The organism is Nocardioides sp., from assembly GCF_030149505.1.
Classification (GTDB): Bacteria; Actinomycetota; Actinomycetes; order Propionibacteriales; family Nocardioidaceae; genus Nocardioides.
The window spans coordinates 18095-43990 of the sequence record NZ_JASBRN010000013.1; the positions used below are offsets into that span (position 1 = coordinate 18095).

The 25896-nt window shown below is 72.1% G+C and carries 26 protein-coding genes and 1 tRNA gene; 23 read left to right on the plus strand and 4 right to left on the minus strand.

The window, feature by feature from the left end; genetic code table 11:
- The first annotated feature begins 10 nt into the window (after positions 1–10).
- The 8 genes from panD to Q1V71_RS02550 all read left to right on the plus strand — a co-directional run bounded on the left by panD (position 11) and on the right by Q1V71_RS02550 (position 9418).
- Complete coding sequence (gene panD / locus Q1V71_RS02515) at positions 11–448, plus strand: aspartate 1-decarboxylase (protein WP_300640329.1); 438 nt, start codon at positions 11–13, stop codon at positions 446–448.
- Between the two features lie 40 nt (positions 449–488).
- Positions 489–2237, plus strand: a complete 1749-nt coding sequence (locus tag Q1V71_RS02520) for an L-aspartate oxidase (RefSeq protein ID WP_300640332.1) — start codon at positions 489–491, stop codon at positions 2235–2237.
- Positions 2234–3154 (plus strand): carboxylating nicotinate-nucleotide diphosphorylase, encoded by a 921-nt coding sequence (gene nadC, locus Q1V71_RS02525; protein WP_300640334.1) that lies wholly within the window; start codon positions 2234–2236, stop codon positions 3152–3154. Before Q1V71_RS02520 ends, nadC begins: the two co-directional genes overlap by 4 nt.
- A 3-nt stretch (positions 3155–3157) precedes the next feature.
- Positions 3158–3976, plus strand: coding sequence for a type III pantothenate kinase (locus Q1V71_RS02530; RefSeq protein ID WP_300640338.1), 819 nt, complete (start codon positions 3158–3160; stop codon positions 3974–3976).
- A gap of 147 nt (positions 3977–4123) precedes the next feature.
- Positions 4124–4456: an Lsr2 family protein gene (locus tag Q1V71_RS02535; RefSeq protein WP_300640341.1), complete on the plus strand. Its 333-nt coding sequence runs from the start codon at positions 4124–4126 to the stop codon at positions 4454–4456.
- A gap of 284 nt (positions 4457–4740) precedes the next feature.
- Entirely contained in the window at positions 4741–5910 is a 1170-nt protein-coding gene (locus tag Q1V71_RS02540) for a histidine kinase (protein ID WP_300640344.1), read from the plus strand.
- Positions 5903–6595: a response regulator transcription factor gene (locus Q1V71_RS02545; protein ID WP_300640347.1), complete on the plus strand. Its 693-nt coding sequence runs from the start codon at positions 5903–5905 to the stop codon at positions 6593–6595. The genes Q1V71_RS02540 and Q1V71_RS02545 overlap by 8 nt, the downstream gene beginning before the upstream one ends.
- 255 nt (positions 6596–6850) lie before the next feature.
- Positions 6851–9418: an ATP-dependent Clp protease ATP-binding subunit gene (locus Q1V71_RS02550; protein WP_300640350.1), complete on the plus strand. Its 2568-nt coding sequence runs from the start codon at positions 6851–6853 to the stop codon at positions 9416–9418.
- A 103-nt stretch (positions 9419–9521) separates the two neighbouring features.
- Here the strand turns inward: Q1V71_RS02550 and Q1V71_RS02555 are convergent, their stop codons facing one another.
- Complete coding sequence (locus Q1V71_RS02555) at positions 9522–10394, minus strand: A/G-specific adenine glycosylase (protein ID WP_300640353.1); 873 nt, start codon at positions 10392–10394, stop codon at positions 9522–9524.
- 83 nt (positions 10395–10477) lie between these two features.
- Here Q1V71_RS02555 and Q1V71_RS02560 point away from each other — a divergent pair, with 83 nt between their 5' ends.
- Positions 10478–11266 carry a hypothetical protein gene (locus Q1V71_RS02560; protein ID WP_300640356.1) on the plus strand — a complete coding sequence of 263 codons (789 nt, stop codon included), beginning with the start codon at positions 10478–10480 and terminating at the stop codon, positions 11264–11266.
- On the opposite strand, the gene Q1V71_RS02565 is transcribed toward Q1V71_RS02560, so the two are convergent.
- Positions 11263–11868 carry a TetR/AcrR family transcriptional regulator gene (locus Q1V71_RS02565; protein ID WP_300640359.1) on the minus strand — a complete coding sequence of 202 codons (606 nt, stop codon included), beginning with the start codon at positions 11866–11868 and terminating at the stop codon, positions 11263–11265. The two genes, Q1V71_RS02560 and Q1V71_RS02565, sit on opposite strands and share 4 nt — an antisense overlap.
- Positions 11869–12024: 156 nt before the next feature.
- Here Q1V71_RS02565 and Q1V71_RS02570 point away from each other — a divergent pair, with 156 nt between their 5' ends.
- The 3 genes from Q1V71_RS02570 to Q1V71_RS02580 all read left to right on the plus strand — a co-directional run bounded on the left by Q1V71_RS02570 (position 12025) and on the right by Q1V71_RS02580 (position 13828).
- A complete protein-coding gene (locus Q1V71_RS02570) occupies positions 12025–12297 on the plus strand; it encodes a Rho termination factor N-terminal domain-containing protein (RefSeq protein WP_300640362.1) in 273 nt (90 codons plus the stop codon).
- Between the two features lie 20 nt (positions 12298–12317).
- A complete protein-coding gene (locus Q1V71_RS02575; RefSeq protein ID WP_300640365.1) occupies positions 12318–12998 on the plus strand; it encodes a response regulator transcription factor in 681 nt (226 codons plus the stop codon).
- 200 nt (positions 12999–13198) lie between these two features.
- A complete protein-coding gene (locus Q1V71_RS02580) occupies positions 13199–13828 on the plus strand; it encodes a response regulator transcription factor (RefSeq protein ID WP_300640368.1) in 630 nt (209 codons plus the stop codon).
- A 140-nt stretch (positions 13829–13968) separates the two neighbouring features.
- Here the strand turns inward: Q1V71_RS02580 and Q1V71_RS02585 are convergent.
- Positions 13969–14041 (minus strand) — tRNA-Lys (locus Q1V71_RS02585).
- 337 nt (positions 14042–14378) lie between these two features.
- Here Q1V71_RS02585 and Q1V71_RS02590 point away from each other — a divergent pair.
- From Q1V71_RS02590 to Q1V71_RS02610, 5 genes are all read left to right on the plus strand, one after another.
- Positions 14379–14582, plus strand: coding sequence for a cold-shock protein (locus Q1V71_RS02590; RefSeq protein ID WP_300640371.1), 204 nt, complete (start codon positions 14379–14381; stop codon positions 14580–14582).
- Between the two features lie 260 nt (positions 14583–14842).
- Positions 14843–15037, plus strand: coding sequence for a hypothetical protein (locus Q1V71_RS02595; protein WP_300640375.1), 195 nt, complete (start codon positions 14843–14845; stop codon positions 15035–15037).
- A gap of 58 nt (positions 15038–15095) precedes the next feature.
- On the plus strand, positions 15096–15395 hold the full coding sequence (locus tag Q1V71_RS02600) for a metal-sensitive transcriptional regulator (protein WP_300640378.1): 300 nt from the start codon (positions 15096–15098) through the stop codon (positions 15393–15395).
- Positions 15396–15418: 23 nt separating this feature from the next.
- Complete coding sequence (locus Q1V71_RS02605) at positions 15419–15628, plus strand: heavy-metal-associated domain-containing protein (RefSeq protein WP_300640381.1); 210 nt, start codon at positions 15419–15421, stop codon at positions 15626–15628.
- A gap of 41 nt (positions 15629–15669) precedes the next feature.
- Positions 15670–17886 (plus strand): cation-translocating P-type ATPase, encoded by a 2217-nt coding sequence (locus Q1V71_RS02610; protein WP_300640403.1) that lies wholly within the window; start codon positions 15670–15672, stop codon positions 17884–17886.
- Between the two features lie 178 nt (positions 17887–18064).
- On the opposite strand, the gene Q1V71_RS02615 is transcribed toward Q1V71_RS02610, so the two are convergent.
- Positions 18065–19108: a hypothetical protein gene (locus Q1V71_RS02615; RefSeq protein ID WP_300640383.1), complete on the minus strand. Its 1044-nt coding sequence runs from the start codon at positions 19106–19108 to the stop codon at positions 18065–18067.
- 47 nt (positions 19109–19155) lie between these two features.
- Between Q1V71_RS02615 and Q1V71_RS02620 the strand changes: the two genes are divergently transcribed.
- The 6 genes from Q1V71_RS02620 to Q1V71_RS02645 all read left to right on the plus strand — a co-directional run bounded on the left by Q1V71_RS02620 (position 19156) and on the right by Q1V71_RS02645 (position 25656).
- Positions 19156–20040 (plus strand): NUDIX domain-containing protein, encoded by an 885-nt coding sequence (locus Q1V71_RS02620; protein ID WP_300640386.1) that lies wholly within the window; start codon positions 19156–19158, stop codon positions 20038–20040.
- Positions 20041–20253: 213 nt separating this feature from the next.
- Positions 20254–21372 carry a phosphate ABC transporter substrate-binding protein PstS gene (locus Q1V71_RS02625; protein WP_300640389.1) on the plus strand — a complete coding sequence of 373 codons (1119 nt, stop codon included), beginning with the start codon at positions 20254–20256 and terminating at the stop codon, positions 21370–21372.
- 136 nt (positions 21373–21508) lie between these two features.
- Positions 21509–22462, plus strand: a complete 954-nt coding sequence (pstC, locus tag Q1V71_RS02630; protein WP_300640392.1) for a phosphate ABC transporter permease subunit PstC — start codon at positions 21509–21511, stop codon at positions 22460–22462.
- A 9-nt stretch (positions 22463–22471) separates the two neighbouring features.
- On the plus strand, positions 22472–23569 hold the full coding sequence (pstA, locus tag Q1V71_RS02635) for a phosphate ABC transporter permease PstA (RefSeq protein WP_300640395.1): 1098 nt from the start codon (positions 22472–22474) through the stop codon (positions 23567–23569).
- Positions 23570–23616: 47 nt separating this feature from the next.
- A complete protein-coding gene (pstB, locus tag Q1V71_RS02640; RefSeq protein ID WP_300640397.1) occupies positions 23617–24396 on the plus strand; it encodes a phosphate ABC transporter ATP-binding protein PstB in 780 nt (259 codons plus the stop codon).
- Positions 24397–24705: 309 nt separating this feature from the next.
- Entirely contained in the window at positions 24706–25656 is a 951-nt protein-coding gene (locus Q1V71_RS02645; RefSeq protein WP_300640400.1) for a hypothetical protein, read from the plus strand.
- Positions 25657–25896: the final 240 nt, after the last annotated feature.

Below are 25896 nucleotides of genomic sequence, written 5' to 3' on the forward strand. Positions count from 1 at the left end.
GGGCAGTCCCATGCTGCGCACCATGATGAAGAGCAAGATCCACCGCGCGACCGTCACGCAGGCCGACCTGCACTACGTCGGCTCCGTGACCGTCGACGAGGACCTCCTCGACGCCGCCGACCTGCTGCCCGGCGAGCTGGTGCACATCGTCGACATCGACAACGGCGCCCGCCTGGAGACCTACACGATCGCCGGCGAGCGCGGCTCGGGCGTGATCGGCATCAACGGCGCGGCCGCCCGCCTGGTCCACCCCGGCGACCTGGTGATCCTCATCGGGTACGCGCAGATGACCACCGAGGAGGCCAAGGAGCTCAAGCCCCACGTGGTCTTCGTCGACGCCGACAACAAGATCATGGCCACCGGCTTCGACCCGGCCGAGACCTTCGACGGCGCCGGACTGGTGCGCGGCGACACCGTGTCGTCGAACGCCGGCGGCGCCGGTCGCTGACGACGTACGCCGTCCTGGCCCGCCCCGCTAGCCTGACCCGATGCCGCTGCCCACGCCTCGGTCCGCCGAGGTGATCGACGCCCCCGTGACCCTGCACGTGGGTCACCGCCTGCCCGGCCGCCTGGCCGCGCCCGACCCGGGGTGGACCGTCACCGCCGACGTCGTCGTGATCGGCTCCGGCATCGCCGGGCTCACAGCGGCGCTGCGGCTGAAGGAGGAGCTGGGTCCCGAGGGCGGCAAGGTCCTCGTCGTCACCAAGGACCGGCTCGCGGCCGGCTCGACCCGCTGGGCGCAGGGCGGCATCGCCGCGGCGCTCGGCCCGGGGGACACCCCCGAGGAGCACGAGCTCGACACCCTCGTCGCGGGCGCAGGCGCCTGCGACGCCGAGGCCGTGCGCGCCCTCGTCACCGAGGGGCCCGCCGCGGTGCACGAGTTGATCGCGCTGGGCGCGCAGTTCGACCGCGACCCGGCCGGCGAGCTCAGTCTGACCCGCGAGGGCGGCCACCACCGCGACCGGATCGCCCACGCCGGAGGCGACGCCACCGGCGCGGAGATCCAGCGGGCGCTCATCGAGGCGGTCGGCCGGGCGCCGGAGATCGAGATCATCAAGCGCGCCCTGGCCGTCGACCTGGTGCTCGGTGCCGACGGTGGCGTCGCCGGCGTGACCCTGCACGTCATGGGCGAGGGGCAGCGCGACGGCGTGGGCATGGTCCGCTGCCGCGCGGTCGTCCTGGCCAGCGGGGGCCTGGGCCAGGTCTTCTCCCAGACCACGAACCCGGTCGTCTCCACCGGCGACGGGATGGCGCTGGCGCTGCGTGCCGGCGCGACGCTGCGCGACCTGGAGTTCGTCCAGTTCCACCCCACCGTCATGTGGCTCGGCGCCGACTCGGTCGGCCAGCAGCCGCTGATCTCCGAGGCGGTCCGCGGCGAGGGCGCCTTCCTCGTCGACGACGACGGCCAGCGGTTCATGCAGGGCCAGCACGAGCTCGCCGACCTCGCTCCGCGCGACGTGGTCGCCAAGGCGATCATGCGGCGGATGATGGAGACCGGCCGCCCGCACATGTGGCTCGACGCCCGGCACTTCGGCGAGGAGAAGTGGCAGCGCCGCTTCCCCACGATCCTGGCCACCTGCCGTTCCCACGGCGTCGACCCGGTCACCGACCTGATCCCGGTCGCGCCGGCCTGCCACTACGCCTCCGGCGGCGTCCTCACCGACCTGTGGGGCCGCACCGACGTCGCCGGCCTCTACGCCACCGGCGAGGTCGCCTGCTCCGGGGTGCACGGCGCCAACCGCCTCGCCTCCAACTCCCTGCTCGAGGGCCTGGTCTTCTCCCGCCGGATCGCCGCGGTCCTGCCGGGCGAGCTGCGCCCCTGGTCGGAGCCGTCGTACGACGCCAGGCCGGTCGGCCTGGTGCCGGGCTCGGTCCGGCGCGAGCTGCAGGACGTGATGTCGACGCGGGTCGGTGTGCTGCGCCACGCCGCCGGTCTCGCCGAGGCCGCCGACCGGCTCGACCGGCTGGCCGCCGGCACGACCGAGACCGTCGACCTGGACGCCTGGGAGACCACCAACCTGCTGACCCTCGCCTCGGCGCTCGCCGACGCCGCGACCCTGCGCGAGGAGACCCGTGGGTCGCACTGGCGCGAGGACTTCCCCGAGCGCGACGACGCGGCCTGGTCGGGCCACCTCGACATCACCATGCGCGACGGGGTGACCGGCTGCACCTTCGTGCCGGCCGCGCCCACGGACGGGCCGGCCACCGGCCCCGACAGCTCGGAGACCACGCCGTGATCGCCCGCCTCTCCTTCGCCGCCCTCCCGCGTCCCCTGGTCGACGAGCTCGCCGCGGCCGGTCTCGACGCCCGTGCCGTCTACGAGCACGTCGTGGCCGCCTTCGAGGAGGACCTGCCCGACGGGGCGGTCGACGTCACCAGCGCGGCGATGCCGCCCATGGGCACCGCGGTCGCGGACGTCGCGGCCCGCGAGGCCGGCGTCGTCGCCGGGCTGGTCGTCGCGGAGGTCGCCTTCCGCTACGCCCTGGGCGAGCAGCTCGTCGTCGAGCACCGCGTGCCCGACGGCACCCGGGTGGCCCCCGGCGACGTGGTGATGACCGTCTCCGGGCCGGTCGCCGGCGTGCTCACCGGGGAGCGCACCGCGCTCAACTTCGCCTCCCACCTCTCGGGTGTCGCGTCCGCCACCGCCGCCTGGGTCGACGCCCTGGCCGGGTCGCGCACCCGCGTCCTCGACACCCGCAAGACCCTCCCCGGCTGGCGCGCCCTGCAGAAGTACGCCGTGCGCTGCGGCGGCGGGGTCAACCACCGCTTCTCCCTGGCCGACCGCGCGATGGTCAAGGACAACCACGTCGTGGCCGCCGGGGGAGTGGTCGAGGCCTACGAGGCCGTCCGCGTCGCCCACCCCGACCTGCGCATCGAGGTGGAGGTGACCGACCTCGACCAGCTGGTGGCGGTCGTGGAGGCCGGCTGCACGGAGGTGCTGCTGGACAACATGAGCGACGAGGAGATGACCCGTGCGGTCGAGCTGGTCGGCGCCCGGGCCACGCTGGAGGCCTCCGGCGGCATCACCCTCGAGCGGGCGCCCCGGATCGCCGCCACCGGCGTCGACTTCGTCTCCGTCGGGGCGCTGACGCACTCGGTCACCGTCTTCGACCTCGGCCTGGACTTCCGCGAGCCCGCCCGGCCCGGGGCCTGAGCCGTGCCGCTCCTCGTCGCCGACATCGGCAACAGCCACACGGTCCTGGGCCTGCTCGAACCCGGCGCGGAGGGTGCCGCGGGCCCCGCTCCGGGCCAGGGCGCGGTCACGCAGGACTGGCGGATCGCCACCGACGAGCGGCGTACCGCCGACGAGTGGGCGGTCCTGCTCCGTGGGCTGCTGGGCCGGCGCCGCGACGAGCTCGACGGGATCGCGGTCTGCTCCACGGTCCCGGCGGTGCTGCACGAGTGGCGCGACATGCTCACCGGGCACTTCCCCGACGTGCCCCACGTGGTGGTCGAGCCCGGCGTGCGCACCGGCATCCCGATCCTGGTCGACAACCCACGCGAGGTCGGCTCCGACCGCATCCTCAACGCCCTCGCCGTCGCCACCTTCTTCTCCGGGCCAGCGGTGGTCGTCGACTTCGGCGGCACCGCGACGACCTTCGACGTGGTCAGCGCGAAGGGGGAGTACGTCGGCGGCGCCATCGCCCCCGGCCTCGAGATCTCCCTGGAGGCGCTGGGCCGTCGGGGTGCGCAGCTGCGCAAGGTCGAGCTCGCCAGACCCCGCACGGTCATCGCCCGCAACACCGTCGAGGCCCTGCAGTCGGGCATGGTCTTCGGCACCGCCGCCCAGGTCGAGGGACTGGTCGCCCGGATGGTCGCCGAGCTCGACGTGCCGGCTGCCGACGTACGCGTCATCTCCACCGGCTACCTCGCCCCGCTCGTCGTGGGCGAGTGCGGGTGCTTCACCGACCATTCCCCGTGGTTGACGCTGCAGGGTCTCGGACTCATATTCGCGCGCAACGTGAAGAATTCCTGAGCGTTTATCGCAAAACTTCGTCCACGGAAGTCCATAAACCCCCACCGAGGGGTTTCCGGCGCTTTTCGCTGTGGCATAGTCGCGAGCGCGACGTCGGTTTATCCGACATTGCGCGCCGATGACGCCGCACACGGAAAAGGAATTCCCATGGCACAGAAGGTCCAGATCATCCTCGAGGACGACCTCGACGGCGGCGAGGCCGACGAGACCGTCTCGTTCGCCCTCGACGGCACCTCCTACGAGATCGACCTCAACGAGGCCAACGCCACGAAGATGCGCGAGGCGCTGGCGCCGTACGTCGGGCACGCCCGCAAGGTCACCGGCTCCCGCGGCGGCCGCCGCACGAGCACCAAGTCCTCCGGCGGCTCCGGCCCCAGCCCCAAGGAGGTCCGCGAGTGGGCCCGGGAGAACGGCCACGACGTCCCCGACCGCGGCCGCATCCCCGCCGAGGTCCGCGAGGCCTACGACGCCGCCCACTGACCCCCCGCCGAACCGGCACCTCTGAACCGCCGAACCGTCAGTTCTGAACCCCCGAGCGGTCGGTTCCGCACCGCCCGCGGGACCGTCCGGTCCCGCGGGCGCGGTGCGTCCCGGGCCGATCTCCCTCGTGCGGGGGAGCAGGTCGGCTCCCGCGAGGGTGCCGGCGGCGACGTACGACGGCGGAGACTGCTGACATGACCTCCTTCTCGGGCTCTCCCACGTCGCTCTCGGGCGGAACATCCTCGGGGGCCGTGACCTTGCGGTTGCCCGCGCACCCAGTTCGCGTGGCCTTCGCCATCGGATTCGCGATCGTGCTCTGGGTCTGGACCGAGGGGATCGACCAGCTGCCCTTCCGAGCCACGGACGGCAGCGAGTGGTTCGAGCTGGGCGACCGGTTGCTGACGCTCAGCGGACTGGCACTTGCGGTGGTCCCGCTCGTCGCCCTCCGATGGACCGGGCTGGCGGCGGGGATCGGACTGGCTCCGCTGCTGCTCGTGCTCTACGCCGAGACGGGTGTCCCGATCACGGTCCACGTCGCACTCCTCCTGGGTGGTGCGATTGCTTGGCAGCGCGACCGGCCGGGGGGAGCAGCGCTGACAGCTGCAGGACTGCTGGTCGTCGCCCCGGTCATCCTGCTGCCCTGGAGGCGCCTCGAGGTCTACGGCACGATCCAGGCCGACTTCGTCTACGGCTCCGACGGCCGGCGGTTGGCCACGCTGGGCCTCTACGTGGTGGCCGCGGGGTTGGTCGTCCTCGTCGCTGACCTGGCCAGGCGGAGCGCGGCGCACAGGATCGCACTCACGGCACGTGAGGGTCAGGTGACCCGCGACGCCGCCGTCCTCGACGAACGCGCCCGGCTCGCCCGCGACCTGCACGACGTCGTCGCCCACCACGTCAGCCTCATCGCGGTGCGCGCCGAGACCGCGCCGTACGCCGTCGAGGACCTCGGTGCCGGCGGCCGCCAGGTCCTGGCCGACATCGCCGGGGACGCCCGCCGCGCCCTCGACGAGCTGCGCGGTGTGCTCGGAGTCCTGCGCCGGGCGAGCGAGGACCCGGCCCGCGCCCCGCAGCCCAGCGCCGCGGACATCCCATCGCTCGTGGAGCGGGCTGCCGCTTCGGGTGAGCAGGTGCGCTGGACCCATGAGCCCGACGGGCTCGACACGATCCCGCCGGCGGTCGGGTACGCCGGGTACCGCGTCGTCCAGGAGGCGCTCACCAATGCCCGCCGCCACGCTCCGGGGCGACCGGTCGAGGTGACCTGCCGCCCCGGCGGGCGCGGCATGTGGCTGCGGGTGGTCACCGACGTCGGGCGGCCGCTCGGCAGCCCGACACCGGGACGGGGGCTGACCGGCGCACGCGAGCGGGTCGAGGCGCTGGAGGGCCGGTTCGCCGCCGGGCCGGTCGCCGACTCCTTCGTCGTGGAGGCCGAGATCCCCGCGGGCGCACGTGGCTGAGTCCTCGATCCAGCCGGGTCCGCTCCGGGTGGTCGTCGCTGACGACCAGCCCGTCGTGCGCGCCGGGTTCGCTGCCGTGCTGGCGGCCGCGGAGGGCGTCGAGGTCGTGGGCACTGCTGCCGATGGTGCCGAGCTGGTCGAGCTCGTCGCCCGGACGGCCCCGGACGTCGCCGTGGTGGACGTGCGGATGCCGGTCCTCGACGGGATCGCCGCCACCGAGCAGGTCACCGCCGCCGGCGGCACCAGGGTGCTGGTGCTGACCACCTTCGACCTCGACGAGTACGTCTTCGCGGCCCTGCGCGCCGGCGCCAGCGGGTTTCTGCTCAAGGACGTCACGGCCGAGCGGCTCGTCGAGGCGGTGCGGATGGTGGCCGAGGGTTCGATGCTCCTCGGCCCCGGCGTCACCCGGCGGCTGGTCGCCGACTTCGCCGAGCTCCCCGCACGAGCCGGGGCCGCGGGGCCGACCGACCCGGCGACGTACGGACTCACGCCGCGCGAGAGCGAGGTGCTCGGGCTGCTCGGTCGCGGCTGGTCCAACGCCGAGATCGCCGCCTCCCTCGTGCTCTCGACCGAGACGGTCAAGTCGCACGTGGCCGAGGTGCTGCGCAAGCTCTCCCTGCGCGACCGGGTCCAGGCCGTCGTCTGGGCGTACGAGCACGGGCTGGTCACGCCCGGGGAGGGCTGAGCCGGGTCGAGGTGTGCCTCGAGGTGCGAGTCGAGGTGCGGGCACGCGCAGGTCCGCGTCTCCAGGCCTCGACCCGCACCTCGACCCGCACCTCGACCCGCACGGCACGCCCGCGGGTGACCCGCCCGCCCGAGCGCCTGTTCGCTCACAGCAGACGCCCTTTCGGGCCAACAGGGAACGCGTAGGCTGTCTGCGGGGTTGGAAGGAACGTCCCCCACCACGCGTGGGACCCCGAATCCTTGAGGAGCGATGCGCATGTTCGAGCGGTTCACCGACCGGGCCCGCCGGGTGGTCGTGCTGGCCCAGGAAGAGGCCCGCATGCTCTCCCACAACTACATCGGGACCGAGCACATCCTGCTCGGCCTGATCCACGAGGGCGAGGGCGTCGCCGCCAAGGCCCTGGAGAGCCTCGACATCAGCCTGGAGGCCGTCCGGGCCCAGGTGGAGGAGATCATCGGCCAGGGCCAGCAGGCGCCCAGCGGCCACATCCCCTTCACCCCGCGCGCCAAGAAGGTGCTCGAGCTGTCCCTGCGCGAGGCGCTCCAGCTCGGCCACTCCTACATCGGCACCGAGCACATCCTGCTCGGCCTGATCCGCGAGGGCGAGGGCGTCGCCGCCCAGGTGCTGCAGAAGCTCGGCGCCGACCTCAACCGGGTCCGCCAGCAGGTCATCCAGCTGCTCTCGGGCTTCCAGGGCAAGGAGTCCAGCCAGTCCGCGCAGGCCGCGACGACCGGCGGCGGCGAGTCCCCGAGCTCGAGCCTGGTGCTCGACCAGTTCGGCCGCAACCTCACCCAGGACGCCCGCGACGGCAAGCTCGACCCGATCATCGGTCGCGGCCAGCAGATCGAGCGCGTCATGCAGGTGCTGTCGCGGCGTACGAAGAACAACCCCGTCCTCATCGGCGAGCCCGGTGTCGGCAAGACCTCGATCGTGGAGGGCCTGGCCCAGGACATTGTCAAGGGCAACGTGCCGGAGACGCTGAAGGACAAGCAGATCTACACCCTCGACCTCGGCGCCCTGGTCGCCGGCTCCCGCTACCGCGGTGACTTCGAGGAGCGCCTGAAGAAGGTGCTGAAGGAGATCCGCACCCGCGGCGACATCGTGCTGTTCATCGACGAGATCCACACCCTCGTCGGGGCCGGTGCGGCCGAGGGCGCCATCGACGCCGCCAGCATCCTCAAGCCGATGCTGGCCCGCGGCGAGCTCCAGACGATCGGTGCGACGACCCTCGACGAGTACCGCAAGTACCTCGAGAAGGACGCCGCGCTCGAGCGCCGCTTCCAGCCGATCCAGGTCCCCGAGCCCTCGATCGCCGACACGATCGAGATGCTCAAGGGCATCCGCGACCGCTACGAGGCCCACCACCGCGTCACCATCACCGACGAGGCGCTGGTCTCGGCCGCGACCCTGGCCGACCGCTACATCTCCGACCGTTTCCTGCCGGACAAGGCGATCGACCTGATCGACGAGGCGGGCTCGCGCCTGCGGATCCGTCGGATGACCGCGCCGGCCGACCTGCGCGAGTACGACGACAAGATCGACGAGGTCCGCCAGCGCAAGGAGGCCGCGATCGACGGCCAGGACTTCGAGGCCGCCGCGCGCCTGCGCGACGAGGAGAAGCAGCTCATCCTGAAGAAGGCCGAGCGCGAGAAGCAGTGGCGCTCCGGGGACATGGACGAGGTCGCGGAGGTCGACGAGGAGCTGATCGCCGAGGTGCTGGCGGTCGCGACCGGCATCCCGATCGTCAAGCTCTCCGAGGAGGAGTCGACCCGGCTGCTCAAGATGGAGGACGAGCTCCACAAGCGCGTCATCGGCCAGGACGAGGCCGTCAAGGCGCTCTCCCGCGCCATCCGGCGCACGCGTGCGGGCCTGAAGGACCCCAAGCGTCCCGGCGGGTCGTTCATCTTCGCCGGCCCGTCCGGTGTCGGTAAGACCTGGCTGTCCAAGACGCTCGCGGAGTTCCTCTTCGGCGACGAGGACGCGCTGATCCAGCTCGACATGTCGGAGTTCAGCGAGAAGCACACCGTCTCGCGGCTCTTCGGCTCGCCCCCGGGCTACGTCGGCTACGAGGAGGGCGGCCAGCTCACCGAGAAGGTGCGCCGCAAGCCGTTCTCCGTGGTCCTCTTCGACGAGGTGGAGAAGGCCCACCCCGACATCTTCAACAGCCTGCTGCAGATCCTGGAGGAGGGTCGCCTGACCGACTCCCAGGGCCGGGTCGTCGACTTCAAGAACACCGTCATCATCATGACGACCAACCTCGGCACCCGCGACATCGCCAAGTCGGTCCACCTCGGCTTCAACCAGGGTGGCGACGCGGCCGGCTCCTACGAGCGGATGAAGGGCAAGGTCCAGGACGAGCTCAAGCAGCACTTCCGTCCCGAGTTCCTCAACCGTGTGGACGAGGTGATCGTGTTCCCGCCGCTGAGCAAGGACCAGATCATCCACATGGTCGACAACATGATCGCCGCCGTGGAGCTGCGCCTGCGCGACCGCGACATGCAGCTCGAGCTCACGCAGGACGCCAAGGACCTGCTGGCCGACAAGGGGTTCGACCCCGTGCTCGGTGCCCGGCCGCTGCGCCGCACCGTCCAGCGCGAGATCGAGGACGTCCTGGCCGAGAAGATGCTCTTCGGCGAGGTCGGCCCCGGCCAGATCGTGCTGGTCGGCGTCGAGGGCGAGGGTGCCGCGCGCACCTTCACCTTCAAGGGCCAGAAGGTCGCGGCCCTGCCCGACGTGCCCCCGCTCGAGCCCGCCGGCGCCTCCGAGCCCGGCGACGAGGGTGGCGGCGCCCCGGACGTGAAGAAGTCCGGGCCGACCGAGTAGGCACCGCCGAACCGTCAGTTCCGAACCCTCGACCCGTCATCTCCGAACCTCACCCCGGTTCGGAAGTGACGGGTCGAGGGTTTCCTGACGGTTCGGCGGTGGGTCAGGGGAGCGCGTAGGTCTCCGGACCCACCTGCACGGCCAGCCCGTCGGCGACCAGCCCGGCCAGGCAGCGTTCGCGCTGCTCGGTGGGTCCCCAGGCCGCCTCGAGCGCGGAGACGTGCACGGCGCCGAGCGCCTCGCGCAGCACCGCCATGAGCCGGCCCCGGCACTGGCGGTCGGTCCCGGCCCAGGCCTGCGCGCGCCGCGGCGGCCCGTCGTACGCCGGGGAGCCGGCGAGCACCCACGCGCACTGCTCCCGCAGCGGGCATGCGGCGCACCGCGGCGAGGTCGCGGTGCACACGAGCGCCCCGAGCTCCATCACCGCGACCGCCCAGGTGGCGGCCACGGCGTCCTCGTCGGGCAGCAGCGACTCCGCGAGGTCCCGCTCGGCCCGCGTCATCGACGGGGGTGGCAGCGCGACCCCGGACGCCGCGCGGGCCAGCACCCGCCGCACGTTGGTGTCCAGCACCGCGTGCCGCTGGCCGAAGGCGAACGAGGCGACCGCGGCCGCGGTGTACTCGCCCACGCCCGGCAGCGCCAGCAGGTCCGCGTGCGAGGACGGCACCTCGCCGTCGTGGTCGGCCACGATCGCCACCGCTGCGGCGTGCAGCCGCAGCGCACGGCGGGGGTAGCCGAGCCGTCCCCACATGCGCACGGCCTCCCCGGTCGGCTCGGCCGCGAGGTCGGTGGGCGTCGGCCACCGCTCGAGCCAGGCCTCGTGCACGGGCAGCACCCGGGCGACCGGGGTCTGCTGGAGCATCAGCTCGCTCACCAGCACCGACCACGGCGAGGCCCCGGGCCGCCGCCAGGGCAGGTCGCGCTGGGCGACGGCGTACCACTCCAGGACGGGCGCGTGGAGGGGGCTGGTCGGCATGGCAGGGGTCATTCTGGCGCGAGGTCGGTGGCCCTCGGAGTGGCACCCCGGTACGACGCCGCCGGCTGGCTAGCCTGCGCCCCATGAGCCAGCAGATGACCCGGGGACCGCTCCCTGCCTCGGTCTACTGGCGGCGGCGTGCCTACGCGCTGCTGACACTCTGCGCGGTGGTCTCGCTCGTCGCCGGGGTGACCCGCTCGGTGACCGGCGGTGCGGACGAGCCGGCCCAGGTCTCCCTGAGCGGAGCGGCCACGACCGGCGCGGAGCCGACCGCTGCCGCCACCGCGGCAGCGACCGGGGAGGCCCCGGTCTCCTCCCTCCCGACCGACGACGCGGCCGACGCGGCGCCCTCGACCGGTCGGAGCGGCGACGCGAAGGGCAAGGGCGGGGGCAAGGATCGGCAGAAGACCCCCGCGCTCCCCGAGCCCCAGGGCAGTTGCCTGGAGCAGGACGTCCTGGTCCGGCCCGAGGTGTCCTCCGCAGTCGCCGGGCGACCCGTGACCGTCACCCTGCGGCTGCGGACCCGCGTGGCCGAGGCCTGCACGTGGGAGCTCTCCCCGAAGACCTTCACCTGGAAGATCACCTCCGGCCCCGACGAGATCTGGACGAGCCGGGAGTGCCCGCGCGCGGTGCCCACCCGCGAGCTCGTCGTGCGCCGCGACACCGAGACGACCACCGACCTGGTCTGGGGCGGGCGTCGCTCGGACACCGAGTGCAGCCGGCTGACCGAGTGGGCGCTGCCGGGCTGGTACCACGCGACGGTCGCCCCGCTGGCCGGTGAGCCCAAGGACACCCAGTTCGAGCTGGGCAGCCCCACGCCGGCGGCGGTCACCGCGAGCCCGGAGCCCCGCCGCAAGCGGTCCGGCCGCTAGCGCTCCAGCAGCCGCATCATCAGGTCGACCAGGTCGCGGGCCTCGGCTGCCCGCTCGTCCTCGTCGAGCCGGCGCAGCCGGCCGCGGTCCAGCATCGCGTCGAGCAGCAGGTCGCCGTACATCATCCGAGTCACCCTCAGCCACGTCCCGGCATGGCCCGGATCGACCTCGCCGCGGCGGACCGCGCGCTCCCAGACGTCCTGGATGACCAGCGCGTGCTGGGCTCCGACCTTCTCCGGCCGGGGGGCACGGGAGTCGGTCTCGACACCGTCGATGGCGATCCGGACCGCAACCCAGCCCACCTCGCTGAGGAAGTGCCTCAGCAGCCAACTCACGACCGCCTCTAGGTCGCCGCGCAGGGAACCGGTGTCGACCGAGGGCGCCTCGGCCCGGGCATGCACGGCGCCGACGAGCAGCGACTCCTTGTCGGTCCAGCGCAGGTAGATCGAGGACTTGCCGACCCCGGCGCGTCGGGCGACCCCGTTGAGGGAGTAGCCCGCGTGCCCGTGGGCGGCGTACTCCGCGAGCGCGGCGTCGATGATGCGGTCGTCGGCATCGGCGTCACGGGGACGACCAGCCGGCCGAGAATCCGGGCGGTCCATGCGGCGGAGTCTCCCACGCCGGGACCCCCCGTGGCGCGATTCGTCGACAGCCCCTGTGGACGCGGCTCTCGCCCGTCCACCCGGCCGGGCGTGGAGGGGACGCCCGCACGGTCATAGCGTGGAGCGGACACCAGCCCCGCTCGAGGAGGAGCTCCCGTGCCCGAGAAGAAGTCGCCCGGTCCCAGCGTCAAGGACCCCGAGCTCTACGAGCGCCTGCGCGAGGAGGGCAACAGCAAGGAGAAGGCGGCCCGCATCGCCAACGCCGCAGCGGCCTCCTCGCGCAGCGAGGTGGGCAAGAAGGGCGGGGGCTCGCCGGCGTACGAGGAGTGGACGGTCGAGGAGCTGCGCGAGCGCGCCTCGGAGCTGGAGATCGAGGGTCGCTCCTCGATGGACAAGGGCGAGCTCATCGACGCCCTGCGCGAGCACTAGCCAGGGCTGGGGGGCCATCGATGAGCACACAGCTCGCCGGACCGGTACGCGTCGCCGTCCTCAACGACTACGAGATCGTCGTCGCCGGCGTGGCGAGGATGCTGGCGCCGTACGTCGACAGGGTGCGCGTCGTGGCGACCGCGACCGGTGTGCCGCCGATGGGGGACTGCGACGTGGTCCTCTACGACACCTTCAGCCAGTCCCAGGGCAACGTGCTGGACGTGGAGGAGATCGCGGCCATGACCGGCGCGAAGGTCGTGCTCTACAGCTGGAACCTGGCGCCCAGCCTGGTCTCGGAGGCGCTGCGCCGCGGCGCGGCCGGCTACCTGTCGAAGACGCTGGACGGTGAGGGCGTGGCCGACGCGGTCGTGCGGGTGGCCGAGGGGCAGCGGGTGCTGCCCGGGGACACCCAGGGGCGGGAGCACGGCGCCTGGCCCGGTCAGGAGCACGGGCTCTCGGCGCGCGAGGCGGAGATGATCGCGCTCATCACGCAGGGCTTCTCCAACCTCGAGATCGCCGAGCGGGCCTACCTGTCGGTCAACTCGGTCAAGACGTACATCCGCACCGCCTACCGCAAGCTCGGCTTCACCCGTCGTTCGCAGGCGGTGAGCTGGGGGATCCAGCACGGCTTCCTGCCGCCCGAGCCCCGACGCACCGACACCGGCCGCGGGATGACCTCGGTCGCCGCACCTCGGGGCTGAGGTCCCTGGCGCGATCCGATGCACCCGTGGCAGGACAATTCCCATAACATTCGACCGACATTCCACACGTCTTTCCACAGGCATTCCACAAGCAGTGGAAACCTCATCATTCCGGGTGACTGACCCCGTATTAACGCTGTTCTGACCGGGCTTATCGGCAGATGCACGGCTACGTTCGAATGGTGAGTGGCTCGAGACCAGTGCGTGTCGCCCTCATCGACAACTTCGAGGTGTCGGTGGCGGGCCTGCGCAGCCTGCTAGGACCGTTCGGCGGCCGGGTCGCGCTCCTGGACCTCGGCACGGCGATGACCAAGCCGTCCTCGGTCGACGTGATCCTCTACGAGCCGGTCCGTCAGACCCCCACCTCGCAGGGCATGCTGCGCGACCTCGTGCGCGCCTCGCAGAAGTCCGCGGTCGTCTACTCCTGGCGCGACCGCGACGGCGACTCCGTCGGCTCCTTCGCCGCCCACCTCTCCAAGGCCCTGCCGGCCTCCGACCTGGTGTCGGCGATCGAGGCCCTGGCCGACGGGGGCGACGTCTCGCCGATGCGCCGGATGCCCAGCGACCACGGTCCGCTCAACGTCATCAAGAAGACCCGGCAGCGCGACTACGAGCTCACGCCCCGCGAGGCCGAGATCCTCTCGTTGGTCACGCAGGGCCTCACCAACGCCGAGATCGGCGCGCAGCTCTACCTGTCGATCAACTCGGTCAAGACCTACATCCGGGCGGCCTACCGCAAGATCGAGGTCACCCGCCGCGCCCAGGCCGTCGCCTGGGGCATGGAGCACGGGCTCGCGCCCCTCGCGGAGTCCGACGTCACCGGCGGCTGAACGCATCGCCGGCCGACCGGCGAAGCGGCCCGGACGTCGCGACTGGATTCCGCATGACGTCCGCGGGCCCCGGGTCGGCCGGCACGACAGGTGCGCCTGCGGTGCGCGACCGACAGCGACAGTGGTGGAGACGAGATCAGTAGGCCCCGTGGGACTCGAACCCACAACCAAGAGATTAAAAGTCTCCTGCTCTGCCCATTGAGCTAGGGGCCCGGGGCGGTGCGTGACCGCTCCGCCGTCAGCCTAGACGGGGCGCGACCCGGGGCGTCGCGGCGGGCGCGGCGCGGGTCACGCGCGCGATACGAGATCTTCACCGGCGCGCCGCGAAATTCACCCGCAGGTCCTCTTGGCGCCGACCACGAAACCGGTAATGTCGTGCCCGCAGCAGATGCAAGTTCCAGCTGGTAGACGCCTGCGGAGTTTGTGATCCAACGGCGTTCCTTCGTGTCATCCGGTCCCAGACCATTGCAAGTCGGAGCGACGTGTCACCGCATGTGTTGTGGGCCGTCGAGGTGACGGCTCTCGCCCCGACAAAGGAGTAACGAGCACAATGGCTCAGGGCACCGTGAAGTGGTTCAACGCCGAGAAGGGCTTCGGCTTCATCGCTCAGGAGGACGGCGGCGACGACGTCTTCGTTCACTACTCGGCGATCCAGACCCAGGGCTACAAGTCCCTGGACGAGAACCAGAAGGTCGAGTTCGACGTCACGTCGGGCCCGAAGGGTCCGCAGGCGGAGAACGTCCGCCCGATCTGACCTGAGGTCGCGCACCTCCGGGTGACGCACCACGCGCGGGGCCCCAGCCGTTCGGCTGGGGCCCCGCGTCGCGTCCGGGCCCGTCCGCGTCGTACGCCGGGGGGCGGCCGTGTCGACGGCCCTCGCCGCCCCGCGCCAACCCGGCGGACCGAGGTGGTCCGTACCTCCTGGTAGTCCGTCTGGGTGGTTGCAGGGACCCGGACGGATCACTTTGCCTACGGCGTGTTTGGCCGGGTGGTGGCTCGGGCAGTCTGGTGCCGATGGACGTCCAGAAGTTAGGTGAGGGCCGGGTGCACGACCAGTTCGACGTGTCTCTCGAGGACGCCGACCTGCTCGGCGAGGTCGAGCTGACCACCAACCTCATCATCGCTGCGTCCGAGTGCGACGAGCACCTGAGCCAGGCGGAGATCGACTCCATCCTCGGCGTCGTCCCGCAGCCGCGCACCGAGGCCTGAGCGCCCCGGGCCCGCCCTCCTGTTCGAGGCTTGTGTGAATACCATAGGGGGGTACCCTATGAGTGTGAGCGAGCACCAGCACGGATACATCCAGCGCAAGGACGACTACCTCAAGCGCCTGCGCCGCATCGAGGGCCAGGCCCGCGGCCTGCAGCGGATGGTCGAGGAGGAGCAGTACTGCATCGACATCCTCACCCAGGTCTCGGCGATGACGAAGGCGCTGCACGCCGTCTCGCTGGGGCTGCTCGAGGAGCACCTGGGGCACTGCGTGGTGCAGGCCGCCCGCTCCTCCGACGAGGAGGCCGAGCAGAAGGTGACCGAGGCCATGGACGCCGTCGCGCGCCTGGTCCGGTCCTGACGACGTACGACGAGGAGAACCCCATGAGCACCAGCACCACCACCTGGACCGTCACCGGCATGACCTGCGGCCACTGCGTCGCCTCGGTCACCGAGGAGCTGCAGGAGGTCGACGGCGTGCAGGACGTCGCCGTCACCCTGGAGACCGGTGAGGTCGTCGTCACGAGCGCCGAGCCGCTGACCCGTGAGGCCGTCGAGGCCGCGGTCACCGAGGCCGGCTACCAGCTGGCCTGATCCCCGTGGGCACCGACACCCGGACAGGCGCCGACACCGGCGTGGGCCCCGACCCGCTCGCCGACCAGGTCCGTCAGGTCGACCTCCAGGTCACCGGCATGACCTGTGCCTCGTGCGCGAACCGGATCGAGCGCAAGCTCAACAAGCTCGAGGGCGTCGAGGCGAGCGTCAACTACGCCACGGAGAAGGCGCACGTCGTCTACCCGGCCGGGCTCGCGACCGATGTGCTGCTGGAGACCGTGGCCGCCGCCGGCTACTCCGCGGCCGTCCCGCAGCCCGCCTCCCACGTGGGCGACGGCCCGGACGAGACGGCCGCGCTACGGGTGCGGCTGGTCGCGGCCGCCGTGCTGTCGGTGCCGGTCATCGCGATGGCGATGGTGCCGGCCCTGCAGGTCTATGCCTGGCAGTGGTGGTCCCTGGCCCTGGCGACCCCGGTCGCCACCTGGGCGGCCTGGCCCTTCCACCGCGCCGCGTGGACCAACCTGCGCCACGGTGCGGTCACGATGGACACGCTCGTCTCGCTGGGTGTGACCGCGGCGTACTCCTGGTCGGTCGCGGCGCTCACGATCGGCGACGCCGGCCACCTCGGCATGACCCACGGCTTCTCCTGGACCGCCGAGCGCGGCGACGGGCTGTCGCTGGTCTACCTCGAGGTCGCGGCCGGCGTGACGACCTTCCTGCTCGCCGGCAGGTACGCCGAGAAGCGGGCGAAGCGTCGGGCCGGCGCCGCCCTGCGGGCCCTGCTCGCGCTCTCGGCCTCCGAGGCCACCGTCCTGCGCGAGGGCCGTGAGGTGCGCGTGGGCGCCGACGAGCTCGGCGTGGGCGAGCTGCTCGTGGTCCGCCCCGGGGAGCGGGTCGCCGCCGACGGGGTCGTGGAGTCCGGCGCCTCGGGCGTGGACGCCTCGATGCTCACCGGCGAACCCGTCCCGGTCGACGTCGGACCCGGCGACGAGGTGAGCGGCGGGTGCCTGAACACCTCCGGACGCCTGCTCGTGCGCACCACCCGGGTCGGCTCCGACACCGCGCTCGCGCAGATGGCGCGCCTGGTCGAGGAGGCCCAGCAGGGCAAGGCGGAGGTCCAGCGGCTGGCCGACCGGGTCTCCTCGGTCTTCGTGCCGGTCGTGGTCGGGCTCGCGCTGCTGACCGTCGTCGGCTGGCTGGTCGCCGGCGAGGGCTGGACCGTCGCGCTGTCGGCCGCGGTCTCGGTGCTGGTGATCGCCTGCCCCTGCGCGCTCGGTCTGGCCACCCCGACGGCACTCATGGTCGGGACCGGCCGCGGGGCGCAGCTGGGCATCCTGATCCGCGGGCCGGAGGTGCTCGAGCAGACCCGCCGCGTCGACACCGTGGTGCTCGACAAGACCGGTACCGTGACGACGGGCGTGATGAGCCTGGTCGACGTCGTGCCCGTCGGGGCGGCCGAGGACGACGTACGCCGGATCGCGGCGGCGCTGGAGTCGGCGTCCGAGCACCCGGTCGCCCGTGCGGTGGCCGCCGGCTGGCCCGGCGAGCGGCCCGAGGTCACCGGCTTCGCCAACCACGAGGGGCTGGGGGTCACGGGCACCGTCGAGGGGCGGGCCGTCGTCGTCGGCAAGCCGGCCCTGCTGGAGTCCCGCGGCCTGGTCGTCGGCGAGGCAGCGGCCGATGCGATCGAGGACGCCCGCGTCGGCGGCGGCACGGCCGTGCTGGTCGGCTGGGACGGCGAGGCGAGGGGCGTGCTCGTCGTCGCCGACACCGTGAAGGAGACCTCCGCGGAGGCCGTCGAGCGGCTGCGGGCGCTGAGCCTGGAGCCGGTGCTGCTCACCGGTGACCACGAGCGAGCGGCCCGCGCGGTGGCCGCCGAGGTGCGGATCGACCGGGTCGTGGCCGACGTGCTGCCCGGCGACAAGCTCGCCGAGGTCCGCCGGCTGCAGGCCGAGGGCCGGGTCGTGGCGATGGTGGGCGACGGCGTCAACGACGCCGCTGCCCTGGCCGCCGCCGACCTGGGCATCGCCCTCGGCACCGGCACGGACGTGGCGATGGAGGCCTCGGACCTGACGCTGGTCTCGGGCGACCTGCGGGTCGCGGCCGACGCCGTCCGCCTCTCACGCCGCACCCTCGGCACGATCCGGGCGAACCTGTTCTGGGCGTTCGCTTACAACGTCGCCGCGATCCCGGTCGCCGTCGCCGGGCTGCTCAGCCCGATGATCGCCGGGGCTGCCATGGCGGTCTCCTCGCTCGTGGTCGTCGGCAACAGCCTGCGGCTGCGGGGGTTCCGCTGAGGGTCGGCGGGCGGGGGAGGGTCCGACGTCGCGAGAATTGTCGGGTAGCCGACGAACCTTCCGGGTGTCCCGGGGGTTGTGGTCGATACCCGGCAGCTCGACGACGAAGTTCTGTCGTGGGATGGCCGGGTTTGTCGGGTAGCCGACAAACCCGGCCGCAACGCCATCAGCGAGGGCCTCAGCAAGAAGCGAACAGCACCGGCCCCGAGGACAGGTCGGACAGCACGTACGCTCCGTCGACCGGGTCCAGCGCGAGCCGCACGAGCGACCCCTCGGCGCTCACCTCGTCGACGGTGAAGCGGTCGCCGAACTCCCCGCCCTGGCCCGGCGCCGGGCCGGCGGCGAGGACGGCCCGGGTGTCGGCGTTGGTCCGGGCCTGCTCGTCGTTCTCGAAGCCGAGCAGCACCTCGACGGCGCCGCCGGGCAGCAGCGCCATGGCGAAGCCGGTGACCGGGTTGAGCTCGCCGGCGCGCGCGACCAGCTCGTCGGCGGTCGCCTGGTCGGACTCGTCGGCCTGGCCCATCGCCAGCGACTCGCAGGCCTGGTCGGCGGTGTAGACCACGGCCGCGGTGGGCGGCTGTGAGAGCGCGGAGACGACCTGCTCGACGCCCTCGGTCGGCTCGGCGTCGTCGGCGAGCACCTGCTCCAGGAAGGGCTGGCGGTCGCTGGCCCGCACGAGTCCGGCCTCGGCGTCGACGGCGACGAACTGCAGCGTCGGGGTGCCGACCAGCCCGGTCTGCGCGGAGAGCCGCGCCAGCAGCTCGGCGCCACCGACCCACACGCCGTCCTCCTCGGCCGGAGCCTGGTAGCCGAGCGCGGCGAGCCGGTCGGTGACGGTCTCGGGGTCGACGTCGCCGAGGGCCACGATCTCGACCGCGCCCTGGGGCGACTGCGCCAGCAGCTCCCAGGCGACCGTGGCGGGGGACCAGCCGAACTGCGCCGCGAGCAGCGGCGCGGACCCCACCAGCCCGGAGGCTGCGGTGAGGTCGGCGTCGAAACCGTCGGCGAGGAGCGCCTCCAGGTCGTCCTCCGAGGCATCGAGCCCGAGCTCGTCGCGCACCGCGGCCCAGTCGGTGAAGGTGTAGCGCTGGGTGTCGGCCGGGGCGAGGGCGACCGCCTGCTCCAGCGGGGACCCGGGGCCCTGGAGCAGGCGGGCGGCGACGAGCCCACCGACGACCAGCACGAGCGCCACGGCGGACGTGATGAGGATGCGGCTGCGCATGAGGGTCGGTGCTCTCCTGCCTCGGGGACGGGTGTGAGACTACGGGCATGGCCTCGCAGCCCCGTCGCCTCGCGGACGTCGTCGCCGCCGGTGCCGTGGTCTTCCGCCCCGGGCGCGAGGTGCTGCTGGTGCACCGCAGCAAGTACGACGACTGGTCCTTCCCCAAGGGCAAGCTCGACCCCCGGGAGCACGCCACCACCGCCGCGGTGCGCGAGGTCATGGAGGAGACCGGCCTGCACGTGCGCCTGGGGCCGCCGCTGACGACCATGCGCTACGAGAACGCCGGGCGGATGAAGACCGTCCACTACTGGCAGGGTCGCGTGGTCGGGGACGACGACGTGACGGCGTACGAGCCCAACGCGGAGATCGACCGGGTCGCCTGGGTGCCGGCCGCGGAGGCGCTGGAGCGGCTGAGCTACGCCCGGGACCGGGCGCTGCTCGAGGACGCCCTGACCCTGCGCAAGCCCACCCAGGCACTGGTCGTGCTGCGCCACGGCCAGGCCCGCTCCCGCAAGGCCTGGCGCGGCGAGGACCGCGCACGCCCGCTGCTGCGCTCGGGCATGGACCAGGCCTTCCGCCTGGTGCCGGTGCTGGCGGCGTACGACGTGGAGCGGGTCGTCAGCTCGGGCGCGACGCGCTGCGACGACACCGTGGGGCCGTACGTCGAGACCGTCGGCCTGGACCTGGAGGTGCGCCCCGAGTTGTCCGAGGAGGGCAACGACCCGGCCCGGGTGACGCGCACCGTCCGACGCCTGGCCGAGGCCGTGCAGGTCGACCGTGGGGGAGCGGTGCTGTGCAGCCACCGGCCCGTGCTGCCGGGCGTCTTCGCCGCGCTCGGGCTGCCCGATCCGGGGCTGGAGCCGGGCGAGATGGTCGTGGTGCACCTGCGCCGGGGCCGGGTCGTGGCGACCGAGCAGCACCTCGTGGGCTGAGCCCCGCTCGGGCCCGTCGACGGCGGGCCCGTCAAGACCCGGAAGGCGTTCCCGGGGCGAGTTCACGTGACGTACGTCTCGACCTCGGGGGCGCGTCATCGAACGTGTCGACCGGGTTCACCCCGCGTTCACCGACGGCCACGGAGCCGGTCACCTGGCCTGCTTAGCGTCGCCGCCGACACCCCCACGAACATCCATCAGGAGAACACTCTCGTGAAGACCCACACCATCCGTCGCGCGGTCCTGCCCGGCGTGGCAGCCCTGGCCCTGGCCCTCTCCGCCTGCTCCGCCTCCAACGAGGGTGGCGACGCCGAGGAGTCGACCGGCGGCGTCGAGGCGGGCTCGCTGTCCGGTCAGTACACGATCGGTGGCGCTTCCTCGCAGGAGGCCGCCCAGCTGGCGTGGACCACCGGCTTCACCGAGGTCCAGCCCGACGTGACGATGACCTACGAGCCGGTCGGCTCCGGTGGCGGCCGCGAGAACTTCATCGCCGGCGGCTACATCGTCGCAGGTAGCGACTCCTACCTCACCGACGACGAGGGTGAGCTCACCGACGCCACGGAGCGTTGCGGCGGCGACGCCCCGATCCAGATCCCCAACTACGTCTCGCCGATCGCGGTCATCTTCAACGTCGACGGTGTCGACGAGCTCAACCTGACCCCCGAGACCCTGGGCGCGATCTTCGCCGGTGACATCACCGAGTGGAACGACCCGGCCATCGCGGAGACCAACGCCGACGCCGACCTGCCGGACGCCCCGATCAACGCGGTGCACCGCTCCGACGAGTCCGGCACCACCGGCAACTTCACCAACTACCTCTCGGTGCGCACCCCGGACACCTGGACCGCCGGCGAGGTCGAGACCTGGCCGAGCGAGTTCGGCGGCGAGGGCGCGCAGGGCACCTCCGGCGTCGTCTCGGCCGTGACCGACGGCCAGAACGCCATCGGCTACGCCGACGCCTCGCAGGCCGGCGACCTGGCCGTGGCCAACATCGGTGTCGGTGACGAGTTCGTCGGCCCCACCCCGGAGGCGGCCGCCAACATCCTCGAGGTCTCCCCGCAGGCCGACAACGCCGGGGAGCAGCAGCTCATCTTCGACCTCGACTACAACACCGAGGAGTCCGGCACCTACCCGATCGTGCTGACCAGCTACATGCTGGCCTGCCCGTCGTACGAGGACCAGGCCGAGGCCGACGTCGCCAAGGCGTACCTCTCCTACATCCTCAGCGACGAGGGTCAGGACTTCGCCGCCAGCGAGGCCGGCTCCGCGCCGCTGGCCGACAGCCTCCAGGAGGAGGCGCTGGCCATCGTCGAGACGATCTCGGCCGGCTGACGAAAGAGCGGCCGAGCCGCTAGCGTCGGAGGCCCCGGCCGCCCAGGTAGACACCTGGGACGGTCCGGGGCCTTCACCGCGACCACTGCACCGAGCACACCGCACCACATCCCCCACGGCAGCAGAGGGAGAACCCTTGTCCACGATCCAGGCCGACCCGGCCCCGCCGAGCGACCCGTTGCAGGAGGAGGGATCCACCGGCCGCGCCGGTGACTCGATCTTCCGCGGCCTCGCCACGGGCGCGGGGATGATCATCATGCTGGCGCTGGCCGGCGTCGCGATCTTCCTGGTGCTGCAGTCGATCCCGGCTCTCGGTGCGAGCGGCGAGCAGGCGTACGGCGCGGACAACATCGTCGTCTACATCTGGCCGCTGCTGTTCGGCACCGTCCTGGCGGCCGTCATCGCCCTGGTCATCGCCGCGCCGCTGTCCATCGGTGTGGCGCTGGTGATCAGCCACTACGCCCCGCGGCGCATCGCCCGGCTCCTGGGCTACCTCATCGACCTGCTCGCGGCCGTGCCCAGCGTCGTCTACGGCCTCTGGGGCCGCGAGACGTTGCAGGGCTGGGTCTTCCCGATCTACGACTGGTTGCACGACAACCTGGGCTTCCTGCCGTTCTTCGAGGGTCCGGTCACCACCGGCCGCACGATCCTCACCGCCGGTGTCGTCCTCGCGGTGATGGCGCTGCCGATCATCACGGCGCTGTGCCGCGAGGTCTTCCTGCAGACCCCCGTGATGCACCAGGAGGCCGCCCTCGCGCTCGGCGCCACCCGGTGGGAGATGATCCGGATGGCGGTCTTCCCCTACGCCCGCTCCGGCATCACGTCGGCGGTCATGCTCGGCCTGGGCAGGGCGCTCGGCGAGACGATGGCCGTGGCGCTGGTGCTCTCCGCGTCGGGGATCGTGACCTTCAACCTCATCTCCTCGCAGAACCCCTCGACCATCGCTGCCAACATCGCCCTCAACTACGCCAACGCCTCCGGCACCAAGGTCAACGTCCTGATCGCCGGCGGTCTGGTGCTGTTCCTGGTGACCTTCGCCGTCAACTTCCTGGGCCGCTACCTCGCGGCCCGGGGCCGGGCGAAGGCCTGAGGAGGAGTCATGACCGACACGTTGCACGAGCCCTTCCACACCGACCCCAGCACCGACCTCAGCACCCACGTCCCGCTGACCAAGCCGCAGCTGCCGTCGATCGCGACCACCCTGGCCGCGGCGGTCTCCTGGGGCCTGGCCGGGCTGCCGGCCCTCCTGCTGTCCTGGCCGATCGCAGGCTGGGTGGTGGTCGGCTGGATCCTGTTCGTCCTCGCGCTGCCCACCTGGTCCGGCCTCATCGAGGGCGGTCGCAAGGCGGTGGACCGCCTGGTCACGATCCTGGTGTGGAGCACCTTCGCGCTGGCGATGCTGCCGCTCGTCGCCGTCATCTACACCGTCGTCGAGCGGGGCGCCGGGGCGCTGTCGGTGGAGTTCTTCACCGCCTCCCAGCAGGGCGTCCTCGGTGAGGGCGGCGGCATCTACCACGCGATCATGGGCACCCTGATCATCACGGTGATCGCGTCGGTGATCTCGATCCCCATCGGGATCATGGCGGCGGTCTACCTCGTGGAGTACGGGAAGAACAACCGGCTCTCGCGGACGCTGACCTTCCTGGTCGACGTCATGACCGGTATCCCCTCGATCGTGGCCGGCCTCTTCGCGCTCGCGCTCTTCACGCTGCTGCTCGGGCCCCTGCCGCGCATCGCCATCGGCGGTTCGATCGCCCTGTCGGTGCTGATGATCCCGATCGTGGTGCGCTCCACCGAGGAGATGCTGAAGCTGGTGCCGGAGGAGCTGCGCGAGGGCGCGCTCGCGCTCGGCGTACCCAAGTGGCGCACCATCACCAAGGTCGTGCTGCCCACCGCGCTCGGCGGCATCGTCACCGGCGCCACCCTGGCGGTGGCACGGGTCGCGGGCGAGACCGCGCCGCTGCTGCTCATCGCCGGCACCCTGCGCGGCACGAACTTCAACCCCTTCGACGGCGCCATGCAGACCCTGCCGGTGCTGATCTTCGGCGAGGCGACCCGCGGCGGGCTCGCCGAGTACGTCCCGTTCCAGATCGAGCGTGCCTGGGGTGCCGCGCTCGTCCTGATCATGATCGTGATGCTGCTGAACCTGCTGGCCCGCGTGGTCGGCAGCCTCTTCAGCCCCAAGACCGGTCGCTGAGACCGCACCGACCACCAGCGACCAGACAGCGCAAGGAGCTACCACCCATGGCGAAGAGCATCGACGTCTCCGACCTGAACATCTACTACGGCGACTTCCTGGCCGTCTCCGGGGTCAACATGACCGTGAAGGCACGCCAGGTCACCGCGTTCATCGGACCGTCGGGCTGCGGCAAGTCCACGGTGCTGCGGACCCTGAACCGCATGCACGAGGTCATCCCCGGGGCCCGGGTCGAGGGCAAGGTCGTCGTCGACGGCCAGTCGCTCTACGACCCCTCGGTCGACCCGGTGGCGGTGCGCCGGCAGATCGGCATGGTCTTCCAGCGGCCCAACCCGTTCCCGACGATGTCGATCTACGACAACGTCCTGGCCGGCAACAAGCTCAACGCCCGCAAGATGAAGAAGTCCGAGGCCGACGACATCGTCGAGCGCTCCCTCAAGGGCGCCAACCTGTGGAACGAGGTCAAGGACCGCCTCTCCAAGCCGGGCATGGGCCTCTCCGGCGGCCAGCAGCAGCGCCTCTGCATCGCCCGCGCCATCGCCGTGCGCCCGCAGGTCCTGCTCATGGACGAGCCGTGCTCCGCGCTCGACCCGATCTCGACCTCCGCGATCGAGGACCTCATCCACGAGCTGAAGTCCGAGTACACGATCGTCATCGTCACCCACAACATGCAGCAGGCCGCCCGGGTCTCCGACGACACGGGCTTCTTCAACCTCAAGGCCACCGGCGAGCCGGGGCAGCTGGTGGAGTTCAACCCCACCAAGAAGATGTTCACCAACCCCGACAACGAGGCGACCGAGGCGTACATCTCGGGTCGGTTCGGCTGAGGCTGGGCGCGAGCCGGGATAGTCCGACTGCCATTCCAGGTTTGCCGCGGGCATAACCTGCAATTGCAGTCGGACTATCCCGGCTTCCTTTCGTGACGGGCCCCCATCCGTCCACAGCCGCCTTGGATGGGTGGTTCGTCCCCAGACGGCCCTCGTGCTCACCGCTGAGAGCACGCCGCGGGCCAAGGTCGGTCCATGCGAACCAGGACTCCTCTTCCCGAACCGGTGATGTGGCACCCCGCTCGGCCGATGCTCGAGCGGGCCTACCGCGTGGACCCGCGGGGTGACAGGGGACCCACCAAGGGTCAGGTGGACGGCAGGTACTGGCGCGCTGTCGGCCCCGGGTGGTTCCGCCCCGTCGAGCCGCCCGCATCCGTGGAGCAGCGCATCGTCGAGGCGTCCTACCGAGTCCCGGAGGACGGAGCGGTGACGGGATGGGCGGCCCTGAGGTGGCTCGGGGGGCGGTGGTTCACCGGCACCGATGTCGGGGGCTCGCCGCTGGACATCCCGATCACGGTGCTCTGCACCCACCGCAACCACACGGCGGGCATCCGGCAGTCCAAGGAGCGGCTGCGGCCCTCGGACCTCCAGCGGGTGGACGGGCTGAGCGTCACCACAGCGGTGCGTGCCGTGACCTTCGAGATGCGCCACGCGGATTCCGTGGTCGCCGCCGTCACCTCGCTCGACATGGCCTGCTTCAACGACCTGGTGTCCCTGGCCGAGGTCAGGTCGTGGGTGGATGAAGGCAAGGGGTGGACCGGCATCCAGCAGGCCCGCGACGCTCTGTCGCTCGCCGACGAGAACGTCTGGTCGCCGGCGGAGGTGCGCTTCCGGATGCTCTGGACCCAGACCGGCGAGTTGGGTCCCGTGCGGTGCAACGTGCCGATCTTCGACCTCCATGGCCGTCACCTCATCACCCCGGACCTCTTCGACCCGGCCGCCGGGGTCGTCGGTGAGTACCAGGGCGGGCACCACTTCGAGCGGGATCAGCGACGGCGTGACATCGCCCGCGAGGCGCTGCTGCGCGACCACGGGCTGGAGTACGTCGAGCGGGTCGCCGGCGAGGAGCCGACCCGGTTCTTGATCCGGCTGCGCTCCGCGTACGCCCGCGCGGCCCGTCAGCCCGCTTCCGAACGGCGGTGGACGCTCGACGACCCGCCGAGCTGGACGTCGACGGAGACCGTCGCCCAGCGCCGCGGGCTCTCGCCGCACCAACGGAGGATCCTGCTGGCACATCGCCAACTCGACCCGGCCGCCTGACCACTCCCACCCGGTGCGACCCGAGCGCGGAGTCGGCGTGGGTGCGCCGTCGAGGTGGGGTAGTCCGACTGCGATTGCAGGTTGTGCGGGCGTGAAACCGGCTCTTCCCAGATGAGGGTGTAGCGGAGGTCGCGGTCGGGCCGGCGCGTCGCTGCGGTGAGAAGGGTCGAGGTCTTTCGAAGATGGCGGTTCCTACGCCAGCCACCCGAAAGACCTCGACGTGCACGACGCTACCCGTGC